Consider the following 18,338-nt stretch of genomic DNA (forward strand, 5'->3'; position numbering starts at 1 on the left):
CCGCTGTTATAGTTCGACGTCCAGCGACACCAGGTAAGTTCGCGGCGCGCCGAGTGCCATGGTGCCGAACGACGCCACGCCGGCCCAGTAATTGGTGCCGGCGACGTTCTGCACGGTTCCGCGCAGCGTCGTCTTGCGGCCTTCGATCATGGTGACGTAGCGCACGCCGAGATCGACGCGGGTCCAATCCGGCAAGACTTGCGTGTTGCTGTTGTTGACATATTGCCGGCCCGTGTAGACCACGGTCCCGACCAAAGTCATCGCTCGCAGCCCTGGCAGATCCCATTCGCCGGTAAGATTGACCTGCGTGGTCGGCACGCCGATCGGCGTCTTGCCGAGATTGGCGGCGGTCGCGGTCTTGGTCACTTCGGCGTCGAACAGCGTCACCCCGCCGACCGCGCGCAGGTGCGGCGCGATCTCACCGAACACGGAGAATTCGGCCCCGCGCACCCGCTGCTCACCGCCGGCCGAATACACCCCGGCGTTCAGCTCGCCATTGGGCTTGGTGATCTGGAATAGCGCGAAGGTCGTGCCGATGCGGCCGAGATCGAGCTTGACGCCGGTCTCATATTGCTTGGTCCGGTACGGCGCCAGAACTTCGCCCGAGTTTGACGCACTGATCGGGGCGACGTCGCCGCGGCTGAGCCCTTCGATGTAGTTGGCATAGACCGACAGGTGCTCGATCGGGCGGATCACCAGACCGGCCATCGGCGTGGTGGCGGACTGGTCGTAGGAGGTCGTCAGCGCGCCGGTCGAGGTGGAGTAGTTGTGCGAGATCACCTGCTGGCGGCGGACGCCGAGCGTCAGCATCACGCGCTCGTCGAGCACCGACATCGTGTCGGCGATCGCGAAACCGTTGAGACGGGTGTCAGACAGCCGCGGCTTGAACGCCGGCACCGTATAGCTCTGTTCCGGCTGCACCAGCGGCGTATACAGGTTCGACAGATACGACTGTCCCGGCGGGAACGTGCGATACTGCTCGTCCTGATAGTGCGATCCCTGCACGGTGACTTCGTGATGGACGAAGCCGGTGTCGAATTTCGCCCGCACCCCGCCATCGAAGGTGAAGCGATTGACGTCGAGATTGTAGTACTGCGACGTCGTCGAAGTGTCGCCGCGGCTGTTGAGGATGGTCGGCAGGCCGAAGAACCGTTCGGCATTGGTCTTGGAGCCGCCGATGTTGCCGAACGCCGTCACCGAGTCGGTGAGGTCGAACTCGTTCTTCCACAGCGCCGAGGATTCCCGAATCCGCGACCATTCCCAGGTCTGCGTCAGGTTGTTGCTACCGACCGGCGCGGGCGGCACCGCGATGCCGCTGGTTGTGAAGAACGGACGCACCGGTGCGGTGATGTGCTCGTTCTGGGTCAGCGCGTAGATCCAGGTTCGGTAGCGCTCGCCTTGATAGTCGAAGGCCAGCGACCCGACCTGCAGACGGTCGTTCTGATGATCGATCGCGGTGTCGCCGCCGCCGAGCTTGCCGGTGAAGCGCAGGCCGAATTCACGCTGGTCGCCGAACCGCCGTGCGACATCGAGGTTGGTGTAGGCAAAGCCCTTGGACGCATAGCCGACGCCGATCCGGCTGAGATCGGCTTCGGCCCGTTTCGGCACCACGTTGATCACGCCGCCGACGCCGCCGTTCGGCGAGACGCCGGACAGCATCGCGGCGGGACCTTTGAACACCTCGATCCGGTCGACATAGTCGTTGAAGATTCGGAAATTCGGCGCGATGCCGTAGACACCGTCGAACGCGACCTCGCCGGCCGTTCCTTCGGCGATCGGAAAGCCGCGGATGTAAAACGAGTCCACCATGCCGCCCACCGGGCTCGTGACCCGAACCGAAGGATCCAGCAGCATCGCGTCGGCGACGGTCGCCGCCTGCTGATTGCGGATCGCCTCGTTGGTGTAGCTCGCCGTGGAGAATGGTGACCGGAAGGTGTCGGTGTTGCCGAGCATGCCCAGCCGGCTGCCACGGGCCACCTGACCTCCGGCGAAGGGCGCCGGCCGATCCGACGTCGCCGAGCGGTTTACCGCCCGCTCGGCAGAAGGCTGCGGTGCCGCGGTCGCCGTCCGCGCGCGAGCTGCGGTGCGGGCAACGCTTCGGCGAGGTGCAACAGCCGGCTTGCTGCGGACCGTGCGCGGCGCATCGACCGTAACTGACGGCAGAGCTGTTTGGGCGTGGCTTGACGTGGGGCAGGCTGCCAGCCATGCGCTGAGCACGACAAAGCTGGCGCTGCCGAGAGCTCGACAACGGGACATCGGTAAATCCTGATACGGCGGGGACGCCGCTTCGGTTGAGGGCGGTCTGATAGATGCAGCCGTTGCCGCACCTATTTCGCTTGCATCCGCGCCGCCGCCACGGCTTGGCCCGTCTATCCGCCGCAAGCGGATGTCAGCGGCGAGCGCTGAAATCTCGATCGAGAAGCAACTAAGCGTCAGGTCTAATCGGCAGAAGCTCCCCCTCGGCTCGGATTCAGTCGAGGGGCATCGTGCTCGTCGCGAGATTGTTGCTACAATTTTACCCCCGCGCCTTGGTGGGGGATCGCTCGCCGAAGGTCAACCGGACGTCGAGCAGAATAGATAGCTTCTACGTAGTCGCGCTCTGGATGCAATGTGGCGTTTTACATCTCGCGACGGCGAGTGATGCTGTGCTCACATCCGACCTCGCGCGGTGCAGAAGCGCGAAAGCGGGAGAAGGCGCCGGCAGGGGCGGCTCAGGCGGAGGGCGCAGAGAGTGCGGTCGCGATCGCTCGCAGGTCTTGCCAGGCGAGCCGTTTGTAGGTCGGCTGGCGTAGCAGGTAGGCCGGATGCAGCGTCGGCAGCGCGCGGATCGTCCGCGTGCCGGTATCGTAGTCGAACCACCGGCCGCGGGTCCGCATGATGCCGTCCCGGGTGCCGAGCAGTGCCTGGGTCGACGGGTTGCCGAGCGTGACCAACAGATCGGGGTCCACCAATTCGATTTGGCGCTTGATGAACGGCAGGCAGATCTGAGTCTCCTGCGGGGTCGGGGTTCGGTTGCCCGGAGGTCGCCATGGGATCACGTTGGCGATGTAGACCTTGCTGCGGTCGAGACCGATCGCCGCCAGCATCAGGTCGAGCAGTTTGCCGGAGCGGCCGACGAACGGCAGGCCCTCGATGTCTTCGTCGCGGCCGGGGGCCTCGCCGACCAGCATCAGCTTCGCCTGCGGGTTGCCGTCGGCGAACACCAGTTGCTTGGCGGTCCCGCGGAGCGCGCAGCCGTCGAACCTCTGCATCAAGTCGCGAAGGGCTTCCAGCGTCGGGGCGGTTGCGGCCGCTTCGCGGGCCGAGACGATCGCTGCGTCCGGCGTCGGCGGCGGCGCTGGCCGTGGCAGCTCTGGGCTCGTCTGCGTCTGTAAGGCCGGCTTGATGCTGCGTCGTGGTTCGGTGGCCTCGCTCGCTGGAGCCGGCACCGGCGCTGGCTCGGGCGTATCGTCGAGCATCCGGTTCACCGGATCCTCCGCCAAAGCGCAATCCACCCCCGCGTCCATATAGAACGCGAGCAATTGACGCAGGGTCGGCACGGGATCGGGTGTCATGCGAGGTGGTTTACCGTGGATGCGAGCCACAGAACAGCGGCCGCCGATCCTGTTTCATTCTGCAGTGCGAAACTAATTTTCGCAGCAACTGTCGCAACGCTGGAAAGATGAGGCAGCCGGTACATTTGGGTGGTTGTTCTTCTTCTAAAAATGCGAAAGAACACCCCTGGAAACGTTCCTGAGAGTCCTGCGAGAAAAAAGATGAGTGACGAAACGCTGCCGCCCCGCGAATCGATGGAATTCGACGTCGTGATCGTGGGTGCCGGCCCGTCGGGACTGTCCGCCGCGATCAGACTGAAGCAGATCAACCCCGAGTTGTCGGTGGTGGTCGTGGAAAAGGGCTCCGAGGTCGGAGCTCATATTTTGTCGGGCGCGGTGATCGACGTTTCGGCGCTCGACCGCCTGATGCCGAGCTGGCGCGAGGACGAGAGCTGCCCGCTGAAGACCCACGTCGAAGACGACCACTTCTACGTCATGACGGCGTCGAAAGCGCTCAAGGTGCCAAACATCATGGTGCCGCCGATGCTCGACAACCACAAGAATTTCATCGGCTCGCTCGGCGATCTGTGCCGCTGGCTCGGACCGAAGGCCGAGGAGCTCGGCGTCGAGATCTATCCCGGCTTTGCCGCCACCGAAGTGCTGTACGGCGACAATGGCGAAGTACGCGGCATCGCCACCGGCGACATGGGCATCGGCCGCGACGGCCAGCCGAAGGATTCCTATACCCGAGGCATGGAATTGCTCGGCAAGTACACGCTGTTTGCCGAAGGCGCGCGTGGCAGCCTGTCCAAGCAGCTCATCGCCAACTACAAACTCGACAAGGACTCCGATCCGCCAAAATTCGGCATCGGCCTGAAGGAAATCTGGCAGGTCGAACCGTCCAAGCATCGCAAGGGCCGGATCGCGCACTCGTTCGGATGGCCGCTGACCAACAACGTCGGCGGCGGCTCGTTCCTGTATCATTATGGGGACAATCTGGTGGCGGTCGGCTTCGTCGTGCATCTGAACTACGACGATCCCTACCTGTCGCCATTCGAGCAGTTCCAGAAGTTCAAGACCCATCCGTCGGTGGCGCCGACATTCGAGGGCGGCAAGCGGATCTCCTACGGCGCCCGCGCCATCACCGAAGGTGGCTGGCAATCGGTGCCGAGGCTGACCTTCCCGGGCGGTGCGCTGATCGGCTGCGCCGCGGGCTTCGTCAACGTGCCGCGCATCAAGGGCGTGCACAATGCCATCGGCTCCGGCATGCTGGCCGCCGAGCACGTTGCTGCGGCGCTGGCCGAAGGTCGCGCCAATGACGAGGTGAAGAGCTACGAAGAGTCGTGGCGCGAGTCGCCGGTCGGCCGCGACCTGTTCAGGATCCGCAACGTCAAGCCGCTGTGGTCGAAGTTCGGCACCGCGGTCGGCGTGGTGCTGGCCGGCTTCGAGATGTGGTGCTCGACACTCGGTTTCTCGGTGTTCGGCACGCTGTCTCACGGCAAGCCCGACCGCTCGACGCTCGATCCGGCGAAATCGCACCAGCCGCACAACAATCCGAAGCCGGACGGCAAGCTGACCTTCGATCGGCTGTCCTCGGTGTTCCTGTCGAACACCAATCACGAGGAAGACCAGCCGGTGCACCTCAAGGTCGCCGACATGCAGTTGCAAAAGGCGTCGGAACACGACGTCTTTGCTGGCCCGTCAGGCCGTTACTGCCCGGCAGCGGTGTATGAATGGGTCGAGGAGCCGACCGGTCCGCGCTTCGTGATCAACGCGCAGAACTGCGTGCATTGCAAAACCTGCGACATCAAGGACCCGAACGGCAACATCACTTGGGTTCCGCCGGAAGGCGGCGGCGGCCCGAATTATCAAGGGATGTGACCGCGCGGCTTTGGCCGCATGTTCTGGCCGGATGTCTTTGATCGCGCGTCTTTGACCACGCGTCCGTGAGCGGCAGCGAGGCCATACCTCGCTGCCCGGCCACGTTCCTGCCATGTTGCCACCGTCTCAATCGACCCGTCCGCCGTCGGCGCACGCGCGGGCCTGTGGCGCTGTGCGCCAGCGGTCCGATCCTTGCGGTGGAGCGCCAAACGCGGCATTGTCGTGGATGCGATGCTGCCGGCTCGGCGGCCGGGCCAACCGAGCCTTTTCCTGGAGCTAGGCAACCTTGATGCTTTCCCTTCGAAGCCGTCGATCGATGATCGTCGCCCTCGCGCTGGTGGCGACGCCGATCGCCGGACCGGCGCTGGCGCAGACACCGGATCATCCCGCCGATAACGCGGCGCAGTTTCCGACCAGCCAGGACCTGCGGACGATGACCACCGCGGGCAGCTATCTGGCTGCGCGCCACGCCAGCATCGAGCGCGACGCGGCCTCCGCGGCGGCGTTCTATCGCTCCGCGCTGCGCACCGATCCGAAGAACAACGAATTGCTCGATCGCGCCTTCATCTCCTCGCTCGCCGAGGGCGACATCGAGGAAGCGGTCAAGCTCGCCGATCGCGTGCTGAAGATCGACAAGTCCAACCGGGTTGCGCGGCTGGTGATCGGCATTCGCGATCTGAAGACCAAGAAATATTCCGCTGCGGTGCGCAACGTGAACCAGTCGGTGCGCGGCCCGATCACCGATCTGGTCGCCACGCTGATCTCGGGTTGGTCGATGTACGGCGCCGGCGACGTCAAGGGCGCGGTCGGCAGCATCGACAAGCTGGCCGGGCCGGAGTGGTATCCGATCTTCAAGGACCTGCATTCCGGCATGATGCTGGAGCTGGCGAACCGTCAGAAGGACGCCGGCGAACGGCTAGAGCGCGCCTACAAGCTCGACGATTCGGCGCTCCGCGTGGTCGAGTCCTATGCGCGGTGGCTGTCGCGGAACAAGAGCGACGCCGAGGCGCTCGCGGTGTATCAGGCGTTCGACAAAAAGCTGCCGCGCCATCCGCTGATCGAGGACGGTATTCGCGAGGTCAAGGCCGGCAAAAAACTGCCGCCGCTGGTCGACAGCCCGCAGGCCGGCGCCGCCGAAGCGCTGTACGGCATCGGTGCGTCGCTGACCCGTCGCGGCGGTGAGGATCTGGCGCTGGTGTATCTGCAGCTCGCGCTCTACCTCGAACCGAACCACGCGCTGGCGCTGCTGGCGCTCGGCGATCTCTACGAGTCGGTGAAGAAGCCGCAGATGGCGATCAAGGTGTACGAGCGCGTGCCGGCGTCCTCGCCGCTGAAGCGCAACGCCCAGATCCAGCTCGCCACCGATCTCGACGCCTCCGATCGCAGCGAGGAAGCGATCAAGATTCTCAAATCGGTGATCGCCGAGGACGGCAAGGATCTCGAAGCCATCATGGCGCTCGGCAATATCGAGCGCGGCCGCAAGAAGTTCGCCGATTGCGGCGAGACCTATTCGAAGGGCATCGACGCGCTCACCGGCGCCGAGAAGAACGCCTGGGTGTATTACTACTTCCGTGGCATCTGCGAGGAGCGCTCCAAGCAGTGGCCGAAAGCCGAGGCCGACCTGAAGAAGGCGCTGCAGATGCAGCCCGAGCAGCCGCATGTGCTGAACTATCTCGGCTATTCCTGGATCGATCAGGGCATCAACCTCGACGAGGCGATGACCATGATCAAGCGCGCCGTCGATCAGCGGCCCGACGACGGCTACATCGTCGACTCGCTCGGCTGGGCGTATTACCGGATCGGCGACTACGAGAACGCGGTGAAGACGCTGGAGCGGGCGATCGAGCTGAAGCCCGAGGATCCGACCATCAACGATCACCTCGGCGACGCCTATTGGCGCGTCGGGCGCACCCTCGAAGCCAAATTCCAGTGGGCGCATGCGCGCGACCTCAAACCCGATCCGGAAGAGCTGCCGAAGATCGAGGCCAAGATCGCGAACGGCCTGCCCGATGAGGACAAGGCGTCGGCGGCATCCGCCGACAAGAAGAAAGAAGACGGCAAGGGCGGCGGCTGAGCGCGACGCGATCGGCGTTGCGGCGCGGCTTTGCAGCCGCGCCTAAAAGGGGGGTGGAGCTTCGGTTCGAATTCGATCAGAACCGCTGTTCCAGGAGACGATTTCCGTGACTGACGGTTCTGCGACGACACTGCGCGACGAGGCCCGCGCCAAGGTGAACCTGACGCTGCGCGTGGTCGGCCGCCGGCCCGATGGCTACCATGAGCTCGACAGCGTGGTGGCGTTCGCCGACTGCGCCGACCGCTTGAGCTTGCAGCCGGGTCCGGAGCTGAGCCTCACCACCATCGGCCCAGGCGCGCAGGATTGCGGCGACAGTGCCGACAATCTGGTGCTGAAGGCGACGCGACTACTGGGCGAGCGGGTGCCGAACCTGACGGCCGGCGCCTTCACGCTCGACAAGCATCTGCCGGTCGCGGCCGGCATCGGCGGCGGCTCGGCCGATGCCGCGGCGGCGCTGCGGTTGCTGGCGCGCGTCAATGATCTTGCGGTCGACGATCCGCGCCTGGTCGAGGCGGCGCGGCTGACCGGTGCCGATGTGCCGGTGTGCCTGCCGTCGAAGCCCTGCATCATGACCGGCGTCGGCGAAAACCTGTCGCCGCTGCCACTGCCGCGAATGCCGGCCGTGATGGTCAATCCGCGGGTGCCGGTGGCAACCAAGGACGTGTTCGCTGCGCTCGGCCTGAAGCCCGGCTCGCTGACGATCGGTGCCACTGACGTTCTTGCCGCACCGACCTGGCCGGAAGCCAGCGCGCCGCTCGCGACTTGGATCGCGGCGCTCGAGGCCGGCACCAACGATCTCGAACCGCCGGCCCTCGAGGTCGAGCCCGTCGTCGGCTCCGTGCTGCAAGCGCTGCGCGCGACCGCCGGCGTTCAGCTCGCGCGGATGTCCGGCTCGGGAGCGACCTGCTTTGCGCTGTACGCCGACGATGCCTCGGCCCGCGCCGCCGCCGACACGCTCCGCGCCGCGAACCCCGGCTGGTGGGTCCACGCCGGCAGCTTGAGCTGACGGTCGCTTCAGCGGCGGTCAGCTCGGGGCGCGCGCAGCGCGAACCCGGGATCTCGCAGTTCAGAACATCTCGGGATTCCGGATCGCCGCTGGTGCGGCGTCCGGAATGACGGTGCGTGGGGCAGGCTCAGTGCGAGCGGGCGAGGCAGAATGCGACCACCTGCTCCAGCGCCGTCTTCATCGGCGAGGACGGGAACAGCGCCAGCGCGTCGACCGCCATCGCGCCGTAGTGATGCGCGCGCTGGATGGTGTCTTCGAGCGCCCGATGCTTGGTCATCAGCTTGATCGCCTGATCGAGATCGGCGTCCGAAATCTCGCCGCGCTCTAGCGACTTGATCCAGAACTCGCGCTCGGCATCGTTGCCGCGGCGGAACGCCAGCACCACCGGCAGGGTGATCTTGCCCTCGCGGAAGTCGTCGCCGACGTTCTTGCCGAGCTTGGCGGCCTTGCCGCCATAGTCGAGCACGTCGTCGATCAGCTGGAACGCGATGCCGATGTTCATGCCGAACGAGCGGCAGGCCGACTGCTCCGGCTTCGGCCGGTTGGCGATCGCCGGACCGACTTCGCAGGCGGCGGCGAACAATTCTGCGGTCTTGCCGCGGATCACCGCGAGATATTCGTCTTCGGTGGTTGCGGTGTTCTTGGCGGCGGCGAGCTGCATCACCTCGCCCTCGGCGATGGTGGCGGAGGCCGACGACAGAATGTCGAGCGCGCGCAAGCTGCCGACCTCGACCATCATCCGGAACGCCTGGCCGAGCAGGAAGTCGCCGACCAGCACGCTGGCCTCGTTGCCCCACAGCATCCGCGCCGACTTCTTGCCGCGCCGCATTTCGCTCTCGTCGACGACGTCGTCGTGCAGCAGCGTCGCGGTGTGCATGAATTCGACCGCGGCGGCGAGCTTGATGTGGCCGTCGCCGGTGTAGCCGGTGAGATTCGCCATCGCCAGCGTCAGCATCGGCCGTAGCCGCTTGCCGCCCGAAGAGATCAGGTGGTTGGCGACTTCCGGAATCATGGTGACGTCGGAGCCGGTCCGCGACAGGATGGTGGCGTTGACCCGCTCCATGTCCGCCGCAACGAGTTCGACCAATTGGTCGATCGAGGCGGTCGAGGGGCCCTCGAAGGGTACGATTACGGCCACGCTGGGTCTCCAAATTCCGGGGGCGGATGCGGCGAAGCTGCTCGCGTCATCCGTGCCTTGGTCTCATCGAGGCGCCGGCCGGCTCGACCATTCCGCGCCTCATTGCGGTTCCCTCTATAGCATGGGAACGACCCTGCAACGAGGCGATCGATCCCCCGCAACGGTCGGCGCGAGCTATAATGCAGGGACGACAGGAGAGGCAAGGTTGCGAGAACTGTTGCGGACCAACGACGCGGTACTGCTTTCGGCGGTAGGCGCGCTGCTCGACGGCGCCGAAATCGACCATTTGGTGCTGGATCAGAACATGAGCATTCTCGAAGGCTCGCTCGGGGTGATCCCGCGCCGGATCTTGGTGCATGACGACGATCTGCTTGCCGCGCGACGGCTGCTGACCGACGCCGGGCTCGCGCACGAACTCAGGTCCGATGGCTGAGCTGGTTGATCCGGCTGCGCAAAGCACCACCGAAGACGGCTTTCTTGGCGGTCGTCTCCGGTTGCGGCAGCCTGTTACCGGCCACCGCGCCGGCCACGACGCCATTCTGCTGGCGGCCTCGACGCGGGTACGGGCAGGCGACCGCATGGTCGAATTCGGCACCGGGGTCGGCGCTGCCGGATTGGCGGTGGCGTGCCGGGTCGAAGGGATTGTCCCGGTGCTGGTCGAGATCAATCCGAGCCTCGCCGCGCTCGCCCGCGACAATGCGCGCCGCAACGAGCTGGCGACCGAAATCGTCTGTCTCGACGTCACCGGTCCGGCCGAAGCATTCGCGGCGGCTGGGCTCGGTCCCGACAGCGCCGACGTGGTGTTGATGAACCCGCCGTTTCACGACGCCAGCCGGCATCGCGCCTCGCCCGATCCGGCGCGGCAGACGGCGCATCTGGCCACCGCAACCACGCTGGAAGCCTGGGTGCACGCGGCGCGGCGCCTGCTCAAGTCGGGCGGGACGTTGACGCTGATCTGGCGGGCGGATGGGCTCGCCGATGTGCTGGCGGCACTGGATCGCGGCTTCGGCAGCGTGGTGCTGCAGCCGGTACACAGTCATGCCGACAAGCCGGCGATCCGCATTCTGGTCCGTGCGACCAAAGGCGGCCGTGCCCCACTGCTGCTGATACCCAATCTGCTGCTCAACGACCCGTCCGGGCACCAGAGCCCGATAGCGCGGGCGGTGCTGGCGGGTGAGCAAATTCTGCCGCTGGCGCGATCCTGACCCGCGGCTGGGCAAAAACTGCGCAGCTCGAACTACTGCGGCTGCGGCCCCTTATTCTTGGCCGGCGCACTGGTGACGTGAACGGCCGTCAAAATCGCCCCGATCAACAGCATCAGCAGGTAAATTTTCATTGGTCCCTCCGCTGCGGCGTTGCAGCCTCGTCCCTATATGAAGCCTGCGTTGCAAAACACGTTCCATACCTACCAAATGGTGATATCCGCGATGGTCGACAATAGGATGAAGCGATGAGCGATGCTGCGATCAGCGGTCGCAGCGAGCAGGGGTGGCTCGCCGGTCTCGGCAACTGGATTCCGGCGCGCTTTCGGCGGGACATGCCGGTGGTGCCGGTGGTCCGCCTGTCGGGCACGATCGGCGCGGTGACGCCGCTGCGGCCCGGTCTCACGCTCGCCGGGGTCGCCAAGCTGCTCGACCGTGCGTTCTCCACCCGTAACGCCAAGGCGGTGGCGCTGGCGATCAACTCGCCGGGCGGCTCACCGGTGCAGTCGCGTCTGATCTACTTGCGGATCCGCGCGCTCGCCGCCGAGAAGAAGCTGCCGGTTTATGCATTCGTCGAGGACGTCGCGGCGTCCGGCGGCTACATGATCGCCTGCGCGGCCGACGAGATCTATTGCGATCCTTCGTCGATTCTCGGCTCGATCGGCGTGGTCGGCGGCGGCTTCGGCTTCCAGGAACTGATCAGGAAGATCGGCGTCGAACGCCGTCTCTACACCGCCGGCGAGCGCAAGGCGCAGCTCGATCCGTTCCTGCCCGAAGACCCGCAGGAAGTCGCGCGGCTGAAGGTGCTGCAGCAGGAAATCCATGCGCTGTTCATTGCGCTCGTGAAGGAGAGCCGCGGCGCCCGGCTGAAGGGCGAGGAGTCGCAATTGTTCACGGGCGAGTATTGGGCCGGTGCCACCTCGGTGTCGCTCGGCCTTGCCGATTCGATCGGCGATCTGCGCGCGGTGCTGCGCGGAAAATTCGGTGACAAGGTTCGCACCCCGCTGATCTCGCCGCCGACCGGACTGCTCGCCAACCTGACGCGCAAATCCGGCGGGGCGGAAGCTGCCCTCGACGGCGTCGCCGCGCTCCCCGAAACAATGATTACGGCGCTGGAAACCCGGGCGATCTGGGCCAAATACGGCTTTTAAGCGATGCCGGCGGCGCGGCGGCCGCGCCATTTGGTCCCGTCAGCGTGAGTTGCGAGTGATCACCCACTGAGCGAAGATGCAACAGAGGCGTGACGCGACTCAAGGAGAGAGGTTGGACGATGCCGCCGCTGCTCGTATTGGCTGGAAGCCTGGTCGGCATCGCCATGGTGCGGTGGGCCTTCCGTACCGCCGGGCGTGTGAATCAGGAGCTCGAGGTCGCCCGCGCCACAATGTTCGCCGATGCCGACCGCACCGAGCTGCCGACGCTGCGGCTCGATCCTGTCACCGGTGCCTATCGGCCGGGCTGAGCTCCCGCCAGACTGACCTTTTTGATCGGTGATCTTGGAATCGCTGCGCCGGCCCGGAGGGCGGGGCATCACCCATCGGGCCGGCGCGCAACCTTGGAGGTTGCTGACTTTTAGGAGCGGCCGAGCGAGCCGCTCAGCAGCGGTGCGACCACCAGCACGACCAGCACAGCGCTCACCGTTTGAAAGGCTGTCATTTCGGCTCCCCGTCGTTTCGGCGACGCTCCTCGGCCGCGCGCCATCTCCCTGGAGGCCGATGGTTACCCATCAGTTGCTAACGAATTTCAGCTTTTACAGACCGCTACGGCGGGTGGTTAAGGACGCGTTAACCGGCGATTTGGCCCGTCCATCGCCTTGATTTGCCGGGGCGCGGCCGATACGGTCCGGCCGCTTTTCCAAAAACCCTCGTGAATCCAAAGCCGATCATGGACCCGACGCCTCCGCACATGCGCCCGGAACGCTCGTTCCAGGGCCTGATCCTGACGCTGCAGCGCTTCTGGGCCGATTACGGCTGCGTCATCCTGCAGCCCTACGACATGGAAGTCGGCGCCGGCACCTTCCACCCCGCCACCACGCTGCGCGCACTCGGCCCGAAGCGCTGGAATGCGGCTTACGTGCAGCCGTCACGCCGGCCGAAGGACGGCCGCTACGGCGAGAACCCGAACCGGCTGCAGCACTACTATCAGTTCCAGGTGATCCTGAAGCCGTCGCCGCCGAACATCCAGGATCTGTATCTGCAATCGCTGGCCGCGATCGGGGTCGACACCGCGCTGCACGACGTGCGCTTCGTCGAGGACGACTGGGAAAGCCCGACGCTCGGCGCCTGGGGCCTCGGCTGGGAGTGCTGGTGCGACGGCATGGAAGTCAGCCAGTTCACCTACTTCCAGCAGGTTGCCGGCGTGGAATGTTCGCCGGTCGCCGGCGAACTGACTTACGGGCTCGAGCGGCTGGCGATGTACGTGCAGGGCATCGACCGCGTCTACGACCTCAACTTCAACGGCCGCGACGGCGACGACAAGGTCACCTACGGCGACGTGTTCCTGCAGGCCGAGAAGGAATACTCGAAGCACAATTTCGAGGTCGCCGACACCGAGATGCTGTTCGAGCAGTTCAAAATGGCCGAGGCCGCCTGCAAGAAATATCTCGACGCCGGCTGGGTGATGTCTGCCGATGGCGTCAAGCGCGAAGCCCACGCCATGGCGCTGCCGGCCTACGACCAGTGCATCAAGGCCAGCCACGTATTCAACCTGCTCGACGCCCGCGGCGTGATCTCCGTCACCGAACGCCAAAGCTACATCCTCCGCGTCCGCGAACTGGCGAAGGCTTGCGGCGAGGCGTGGGTACATACGGAAGCGGGACGGGCAGATTAAAAGCGACAGCGCCTCTGCTCCCCTCCCCCTTGCGGGCGGGGGCGGGGGTGGGGGTCCACGGATGCAGACTTCAATGTTCGGATCGCCAGCGATGATCGACGATCGCCAGCGGTACTTCGCGCAGATGATGCGCCAGAATCCGACGGACGCCGAGCGGTTGCTGTGGCAGCGCTTGCGGCACGACCTCGTGCTGGCAAACTCGCATTTTCGCCGGCAAGTGGTGATCGGGCCCTTCATCGTCGATTTCGCCAGCCGCGGCGCCAAGCTGGTGATCGAACTTGATGGCGGTCAGCACGATGAGCAGCGCGCCGCGGACGAAGCGCGAAGTCGTTACATCGAGGCTCAAGGCTATCGCGTGCTTCGCTTCTGGAACAACGATGTGTTCGGCAATCTCGACGGTGTTCTCGCCGAGATTCAGTCCGCGTTGCCCCCCACCCCCGACCCCTCCCCGCAAGGGGGAGGGGAGCCAAAACCGCGCGCTCCGCGTAAGCCGCGCCGGCCGCGCAGTTGCGGGGAGGCGAGCTGATGAATTCTCTTTGCGGACTTCGCGATGGCGAAGTCAGTCTTTTTCCCAGGCACTGCGCCGTCTCCCCTCCCCCTTGCGGGGAGGGGTCGGGGGTGGGGGTGCCGCGCGCACGGAATCGAATCTAAATGCCTGACCTCCTCCTCGAACTGTTCTCCGAAGAAATCCCGGCGCGGATGCAGGGGAAGGCTGCTGATGATCTGAAGCGGCTGGTCACCGACAAGCTGGTCGCCGAAGGTCTCGTCTATGAGGGCGCCAAGGCGTTTGCGACGCCGCGGCGGCTGACATTGACGGTGCACGGCATTCCGGCGCGGCAGCCGGATCTGAAGGACGAGCGCAAGGGGCCGAAGGTCGGCGCGCCGGACGCGGCGGTGCAGGGCTTTCTGAAAGCGACCGGGCTCGCCTCGCTCGACGAGGCCAAGATCCAGCGCGATCCGAAGAAGGGCGACTTCTACGTCGCGCTGATCGAGAAGCCGGGCCGGCCGGCGATCGAGGTGATCGCCGAATTCCTGCCCGTCATCGTCCGCACCTTCCCGTGGCCGAAGTCGATGCGCTGGGGCGAGCGCTCGCGCAAACCGGGCGCGCTGCAATGGGTGCGGCCGCTGCATTCGATCGTCGCGACCTTCGGCATCGACACCGAAGAGCCCGACGTGGTGCATTTCAACGTCGACGGCATCGAGGCCGGCCAGACCACGCGCGGCCATCGCTTCATGGCGCCGGATGCGTTCGAGGTGCGCCGCTTCGAGGACTACGAGGCCAAGCTGTTCGCCGCCAAGGTCGTGCTCGATCCGGCCCGGCGCGAGGACATCATCCTGGCCGATGCCAAGACGTTGGCTCAGGCGCAGAACTACGAACTGGTCGAGGACCAGGGCCTGCTCGACGAAGTCTCCGGTCTGGTCGAATGGCCGGTGCCGCTGATGGGCTCTTTCGACAAGGACTTCCTGACGATTCCGGACGAAGTGATCCGCGCCACCATCCGCGCCAACCAGAAGTGCTTCGTGGTCGCCGATCCCGCGACCGGCAAACTCGCCAACAAGTTCATCCTGACTGCGAACATCGAAGCCAGCGACGGCGGCGCCGCCATCACCGCCGGCAACGAGCGCGTGATCCGCGCGCGGCTCTCGGACGCGAAGTTCTTCTACGAAACCGATCTGAAGACCAAGCTGGAAGACCGGCTGCCGAAGTTCGACCAGATCGTGTTCCACGAAAAGCTCGGCACCCAGGCGGAGCGCATCGCGCGCATCGAGCGCCTCGCCGCCGAGATCGCGCCGCTGGTCGGTGCCGATGTCGAAAAGACCAAGCGCGCTGCGAAGCTCTGCAAGGCGGACCTGCTGACCGAGGTCGTCGGCGAATTCCCCGAGCTGCAGGGCCTGATGGGCAAGTACTACGCGCTCGCCCAGGGCGAAGATGCGTCGGTGGCGGCTGCGTGCGAAGAGCACTACAAGCCGCAGGGCCCGAACGATCGCGTGCCGACCGATCCGGTCAGCATCGCGGTGGCGCTCGCTGATAAGCTCGACACGCTGGTCGGGTTCTGGGCGATCGACGAGAAGCCGACCGGCAGCAAGGACCCGTATGCGCTGCGACGGGCGGCGCTGGGGGTGATTAGGCTGCTGTTAGAGAGAGAACTGCGTATCAATCTTTGGCCGACTTATCTTCACGCGCTTTTGCCCATGACACGTCGATGGGTTCGCCAGCAGGCAATCGAGAATAAGCGTCCCTTTGACGAGCTTGGTGAGAAGATTGATCTTTCGCCGGTTTTGGCACATTGGGTCGAAAAGGTGCGCCAACAAGGTGAGTCGCTCGCGGACCAAGAGCGCGACAAGGCGGCCGCGCTCTGTAATGATCTCCTCTCCTTCTTTGCCGATCGCCTCAAAGTCCAGCTCCGAGATCAGGGCGCCCGCCACGACCTCGTCGACGCGGTGTTCGCGCTCGAAGGGCAGGACGACATTCTGATGATCGTTCGCCGCGTCGAGGCGCTGGCGGCGTTTCTTGCGACCGACGACGGCAAGAACCTGTTGGCCGGCACCAAGCGTGCCGCCAACATCCTGCGCATCGAGGAGAAGAAGGACGGCCGCGCCTATGATGGCGCGCCGGATGCGTCGCGGTATGCGCAGGACGAGGAGAAGGCGCTGGCCGCCGCGATTGAACGCGCCAAGGTGGACGCCGAAGCGGCCGTCGCCAAGGAGGACTTCGCCGCGGCGATGACCGCGATGGCGGGCTTGCGGCCGGCGGTCGATGCGTTCTTTGACAAGGTGACGGTCAACGCTGACGACAAGGCCGTCCGCGAGAACCGCCTGAAGCTGCTGGGCGAAATCCGCGCCGCGACGCGCGCGGTGGCGGACTTCTCGAAGATCCAGGACTAACGGCGGCTGTTGGTCCGCCGCGCCAGCCGCTTCCACGCCACGTCATTGCCGGGCTCGACCCGGCAATCCATCCTTCTTCCCAAGGTGTCTTCGCAGACGCGCTAAGCGCGCGATGGATGCGCGGGTCGAGCCCGCGCATGACGCCGGGTGTGGGGCAGCCTCCTTGCCGTGGCCGCCGTCACGTCATTCCGGGGCGCTCGCGTCAGCGAGCGAACCCGGAATCCCGATGTGGTCGTGCACGGCACCCGCCGCGCGCCTCGCTGCGTCCCCCTTTGCGATAACTGCGAGATTCCGGGTCTGCGTGCTGTCGCACGCATCCCGGAATGACGGTGCTTTTGGTGAAGGTGTCCGGCGTCTGCTCCGCCCCACCACGAGTCATTCCGGGGCGCCGCGTAGCGGCGAGCCCGGAATCCATAGCCACCGATGTTGGTGGTGGAGCAGGGCGTGTCGACGGCTATGCCTCCCGGTGAGTTCAGCGAGTATGGATTCCGGGCTCACGAGCTTTGCTCGTGTCCCGGAATGACGGAGGGGGAGGGCGTGTCCTCGAGGAAGCCCCCAGTACCCCTCAAAACCTGCACCGATCAGCAACATCGCGAAATGATTAACCGGTCGTTAACCATGTCCTGACAGGTTGGCGGTCGGTAACGGTTCCTTAACCGTACTCCTCGGCAGCGGGGCGCTACGCCATGACCAGCATCACCAACGGGCTGAACAATTACGCGCAATATGGTGCCGCCTATGCGCGGACTGCGGGCGTGCAGACCTCGCTGGCCAGCATCCTGAACGGCAGCGGCGACGACGTGCTGCCGGGCGCCAGCAACAATGCGGCGACTCAGTTGACGCTGTCGGCGGCGGCGCGGGCGCAGCTCGCCGGCGGTTCATCCAAGGACTTCTCCGCGGTGATCAGCGACAGCCGCGCCGCGGTCGACAAGCTGTACAAGGCGGCCAACGTCACCGCGCCGTACAACGACAGCGGCAAGCCGACGATCGATCTGTCGGGGCTGGATCGCCGGGCGCAGTTCGCGATCGCCTCCAACGCCGGCGGCCGGTTCACCGACGCCGAGCAGACGCTGGCGGCGACCACCCGGATCTCGCAGTTCAACGATGCGCTGTCGCCGGCGACGCAGACCGCCAACCTGATCGGCGACTACAGCACCGTCTACAAGGCCGCTGCCAGCTATCTCGACGGCGCCTCCAGCGAAGAGAAGGCGACCGCGACCTGGCAGGCCGAGCGCGCCGCGATCACCAAGGGGCTGGCGGCGACGCAGAGCGATCCGTCCAAGATCCCCTCCGGCATCAGCAACGATCCGGTCGCCGCCTATCTGGCGCGTTATCCGTCCGGCAGCACCACCACCACCCAGGATTTCGGCAGCGTCGCAAAGCAGGCCCGCGCCGCGCTCGACGATCAGGCCAAGCAGGCGACCGCCGCCGGCAAGCTGCTGGTATACGATCCGGCGCGCAAGACCGGCCAGCAGGCGGATCTGTCAGGGCTCGACAATCGTGCGCTGTCGGCGATCTCGCTCAACAAGGACGACCTGTTCTCCAAGGAAGAGGTGTTCGCCGCCAAGCGCGAGCTCGATGGCCGCAACCGCGCCAGCATTCTGACTGCGCTGAAGCAGAGCCAGACCTCCGGCAATCCGGCGGATTTCAGCCTCGGCCTGCTCAACGCCTATGCGGGCATGAGCGCCGAGGAGCGCACCGCGACCAACTGGACGCCGGCATTCCGCGACAATGCGGTGCAAAGCTACAAGGCGACCAACTCACTGCTGTCGATGCTGAAGAGCAGCTAGCG

At 65.6% G+C, this 18,338-nt stretch carries 14 protein-coding genes; 11 read left to right on the plus strand and 3 right to left on the minus strand.

Annotation, left to right across the window (positions count from 1 at the left end; all coding sequences use genetic code 11):
* Window positions 1-6 precede the first annotated feature (6 nt).
* On the minus strand, window positions 7-2,256 hold the full coding sequence (locus M9H71_RS06445) for a TonB-dependent receptor (protein WP_455404242.1): 2,250 nt from the start codon (window positions 2,254-2,256) through the stop codon (window positions 7-9).
* 455 nt (window positions 2,257-2,711) lie between these two features.
* Window positions 2,712-3,554, minus strand: a complete 843-nt coding sequence (locus tag M9H71_RS06450) for a uracil-DNA glycosylase (protein ID WP_455404243.1) — start codon at window positions 3,552-3,554, stop codon at window positions 2,712-2,714.
* A gap of 201 nt (window positions 3,555-3,755) precedes the next feature.
* Here M9H71_RS06450 and M9H71_RS06455 point away from each other — a divergent pair, with 201 nt between their 5' ends.
* The 3 genes from M9H71_RS06455 (at window position 3,756) to M9H71_RS06465 (ending at window position 8,494) form a co-directional block, all read left to right on the plus strand.
* Window positions 3,756-5,414 carry an electron transfer flavoprotein-ubiquinone oxidoreductase gene (locus tag M9H71_RS06455; protein WP_455404244.1) on the plus strand — a complete coding sequence of 553 codons (1,659 nt, stop codon included), beginning with the start codon at window positions 3,756-3,758 and terminating at the stop codon, window positions 5,412-5,414.
* A 289-nt stretch (window positions 5,415-5,703) separates the two neighbouring features.
* The gene (locus tag M9H71_RS06460) at window positions 5,704-7,488 is read left to right on the plus strand and encodes a tetratricopeptide repeat protein (RefSeq protein ID WP_455404245.1); all 1,785 of its coding nucleotides are present in this window, start codon (window positions 5,704-5,706) and stop codon (window positions 7,486-7,488) included.
* Between the two features lie 106 nt (window positions 7,489-7,594).
* Window positions 7,595-8,494 (plus strand): 4-(cytidine 5'-diphospho)-2-C-methyl-D-erythritol kinase, encoded by a 900-nt coding sequence (locus tag M9H71_RS06465; protein WP_455404246.1) that lies wholly within the window; start codon window positions 7,595-7,597, stop codon window positions 8,492-8,494.
* Window positions 8,495-8,621: 127 nt separating this feature from the next.
* Here M9H71_RS06465 and M9H71_RS06470 read toward each other — a convergent pair whose 3' ends face one another.
* Window positions 8,622-9,632 (minus strand): polyprenyl synthetase family protein, encoded by a 1,011-nt coding sequence (locus M9H71_RS06470; protein WP_013500985.1) that lies wholly within the window; start codon window positions 9,630-9,632, stop codon window positions 8,622-8,624.
* A gap of 205 nt (window positions 9,633-9,837) precedes the next feature.
* Here M9H71_RS06470 and M9H71_RS06475 point away from each other — a divergent pair, with 205 nt between their 5' ends.
* The 8 genes from M9H71_RS06475 to M9H71_RS06510 all read left to right on the plus strand — a co-directional run bounded on the left by M9H71_RS06475 (window position 9,838) and on the right by M9H71_RS06510 (window position 18,336).
* Window positions 9,838-10,065, plus strand: coding sequence for a putative signal transducing protein (locus M9H71_RS06475; RefSeq protein ID WP_455404247.1), 228 nt, complete (start codon window positions 9,838-9,840; stop codon window positions 10,063-10,065).
* Window positions 10,058-10,837 (plus strand): tRNA1(Val) (adenine(37)-N6)-methyltransferase, encoded by a 780-nt coding sequence (locus tag M9H71_RS06480; protein ID WP_455404248.1) that lies wholly within the window; start codon window positions 10,058-10,060, stop codon window positions 10,835-10,837. Before M9H71_RS06475 ends, M9H71_RS06480 begins: the two co-directional genes overlap by 8 nt.
* A gap of 245 nt (window positions 10,838-11,082) precedes the next feature.
* Window positions 11,083-11,985: a S49 family peptidase gene (locus M9H71_RS06485; protein ID WP_455404249.1), complete on the plus strand. Its 903-nt coding sequence runs from the start codon at window positions 11,083-11,085 to the stop codon at window positions 11,983-11,985.
* Between the two features lie 119 nt (window positions 11,986-12,104).
* A complete protein-coding gene (locus tag M9H71_RS06490; RefSeq protein WP_455404250.1) occupies window positions 12,105-12,293 on the plus strand; it encodes a hypothetical protein in 189 nt (62 codons plus the stop codon).
* A 422-nt stretch (window positions 12,294-12,715) separates the two neighbouring features.
* Complete coding sequence (locus M9H71_RS06495) at window positions 12,716-13,660, plus strand: glycine--tRNA ligase subunit alpha (RefSeq protein WP_455404251.1); 945 nt, start codon at window positions 12,716-12,718, stop codon at window positions 13,658-13,660.
* A 91-nt stretch (window positions 13,661-13,751) separates the two neighbouring features.
* Window positions 13,752-14,186, plus strand: a complete 435-nt coding sequence (locus M9H71_RS06500) for an endonuclease domain-containing protein (RefSeq protein ID WP_455404252.1) — start codon at window positions 13,752-13,754, stop codon at window positions 14,184-14,186.
* Window positions 14,187-14,311: 125 nt separating this feature from the next.
* The gene (gene glyS / locus M9H71_RS06505) at window positions 14,312-16,546 is read left to right on the plus strand and encodes a glycine--tRNA ligase subunit beta (RefSeq protein WP_455404253.1); all 2,235 of its coding nucleotides are present in this window, start codon (window positions 14,312-14,314) and stop codon (window positions 16,544-16,546) included.
* 686 nt (window positions 16,547-17,232) lie between these two features.
* The gene (locus M9H71_RS06510; protein ID WP_455404254.1) at window positions 17,233-18,336 is read left to right on the plus strand and encodes a hypothetical protein; all 1,104 of its coding nucleotides are present in this window, start codon (window positions 17,233-17,235) and stop codon (window positions 18,334-18,336) included.
* Window positions 18,337-18,338 lie beyond the last annotated feature (2 nt).

The organism is Rhodopseudomonas parapalustris (assembly GCF_053772255.1).

Coding starts and splice junctions, on each gene's coding strand:
- M9H71_RS06445 (WP_455404242.1), bottom strand. CDS start 2,256: ATGTCCCGTTGTCGAGCTCTCGGCAGCGCCAGCTTTGTCGTGCTCAGC.
- M9H71_RS06450 (WP_455404243.1), bottom strand. CDS start 3,554: ATGACACCCGATCCCGTGCCGACCCTGCGTCAATTGCTCGCGTTCTAT.
- M9H71_RS06455 (WP_455404244.1), top strand. CDS start 3,756: ATGAGTGACGAAACGCTGCCGCCCCGCGAATCGATGGAATTCGACGTC.
- M9H71_RS06460 (WP_455404245.1), top strand. CDS start 5,704: ATGCTTTCCCTTCGAAGCCGTCGATCGATGATCGTCGCCCTCGCGCTG.
- M9H71_RS06480 (WP_455404248.1), top strand. CDS start 10,058: ATGGCTGAGCTGGTTGATCCGGCTGCGCAAAGCACCACCGAAGACGGC.
- M9H71_RS06485 (WP_455404249.1), top strand. CDS start 11,083: ATGAGCGATGCTGCGATCAGCGGTCGCAGCGAGCAGGGGTGGCTCGCC.
- M9H71_RS06490 (WP_455404250.1), top strand. CDS start 12,105: ATGCCGCCGCTGCTCGTATTGGCTGGAAGCCTGGTCGGCATCGCCATG.
- M9H71_RS06495 (WP_455404251.1), top strand. CDS start 12,716: ATGGACCCGACGCCTCCGCACATGCGCCCGGAACGCTCGTTCCAGGGC.
- M9H71_RS06500 (WP_455404252.1), top strand. CDS start 13,752: ATGATCGACGATCGCCAGCGGTACTTCGCGCAGATGATGCGCCAGAAT.
- glyS (WP_455404253.1), top strand. CDS start 14,312: ATGCCTGACCTCCTCCTCGAACTGTTCTCCGAAGAAATCCCGGCGCGG.
- M9H71_RS06510 (WP_455404254.1), top strand. CDS start 17,233: ATGACCAGCATCACCAACGGGCTGAACAATTACGCGCAATATGGTGCC.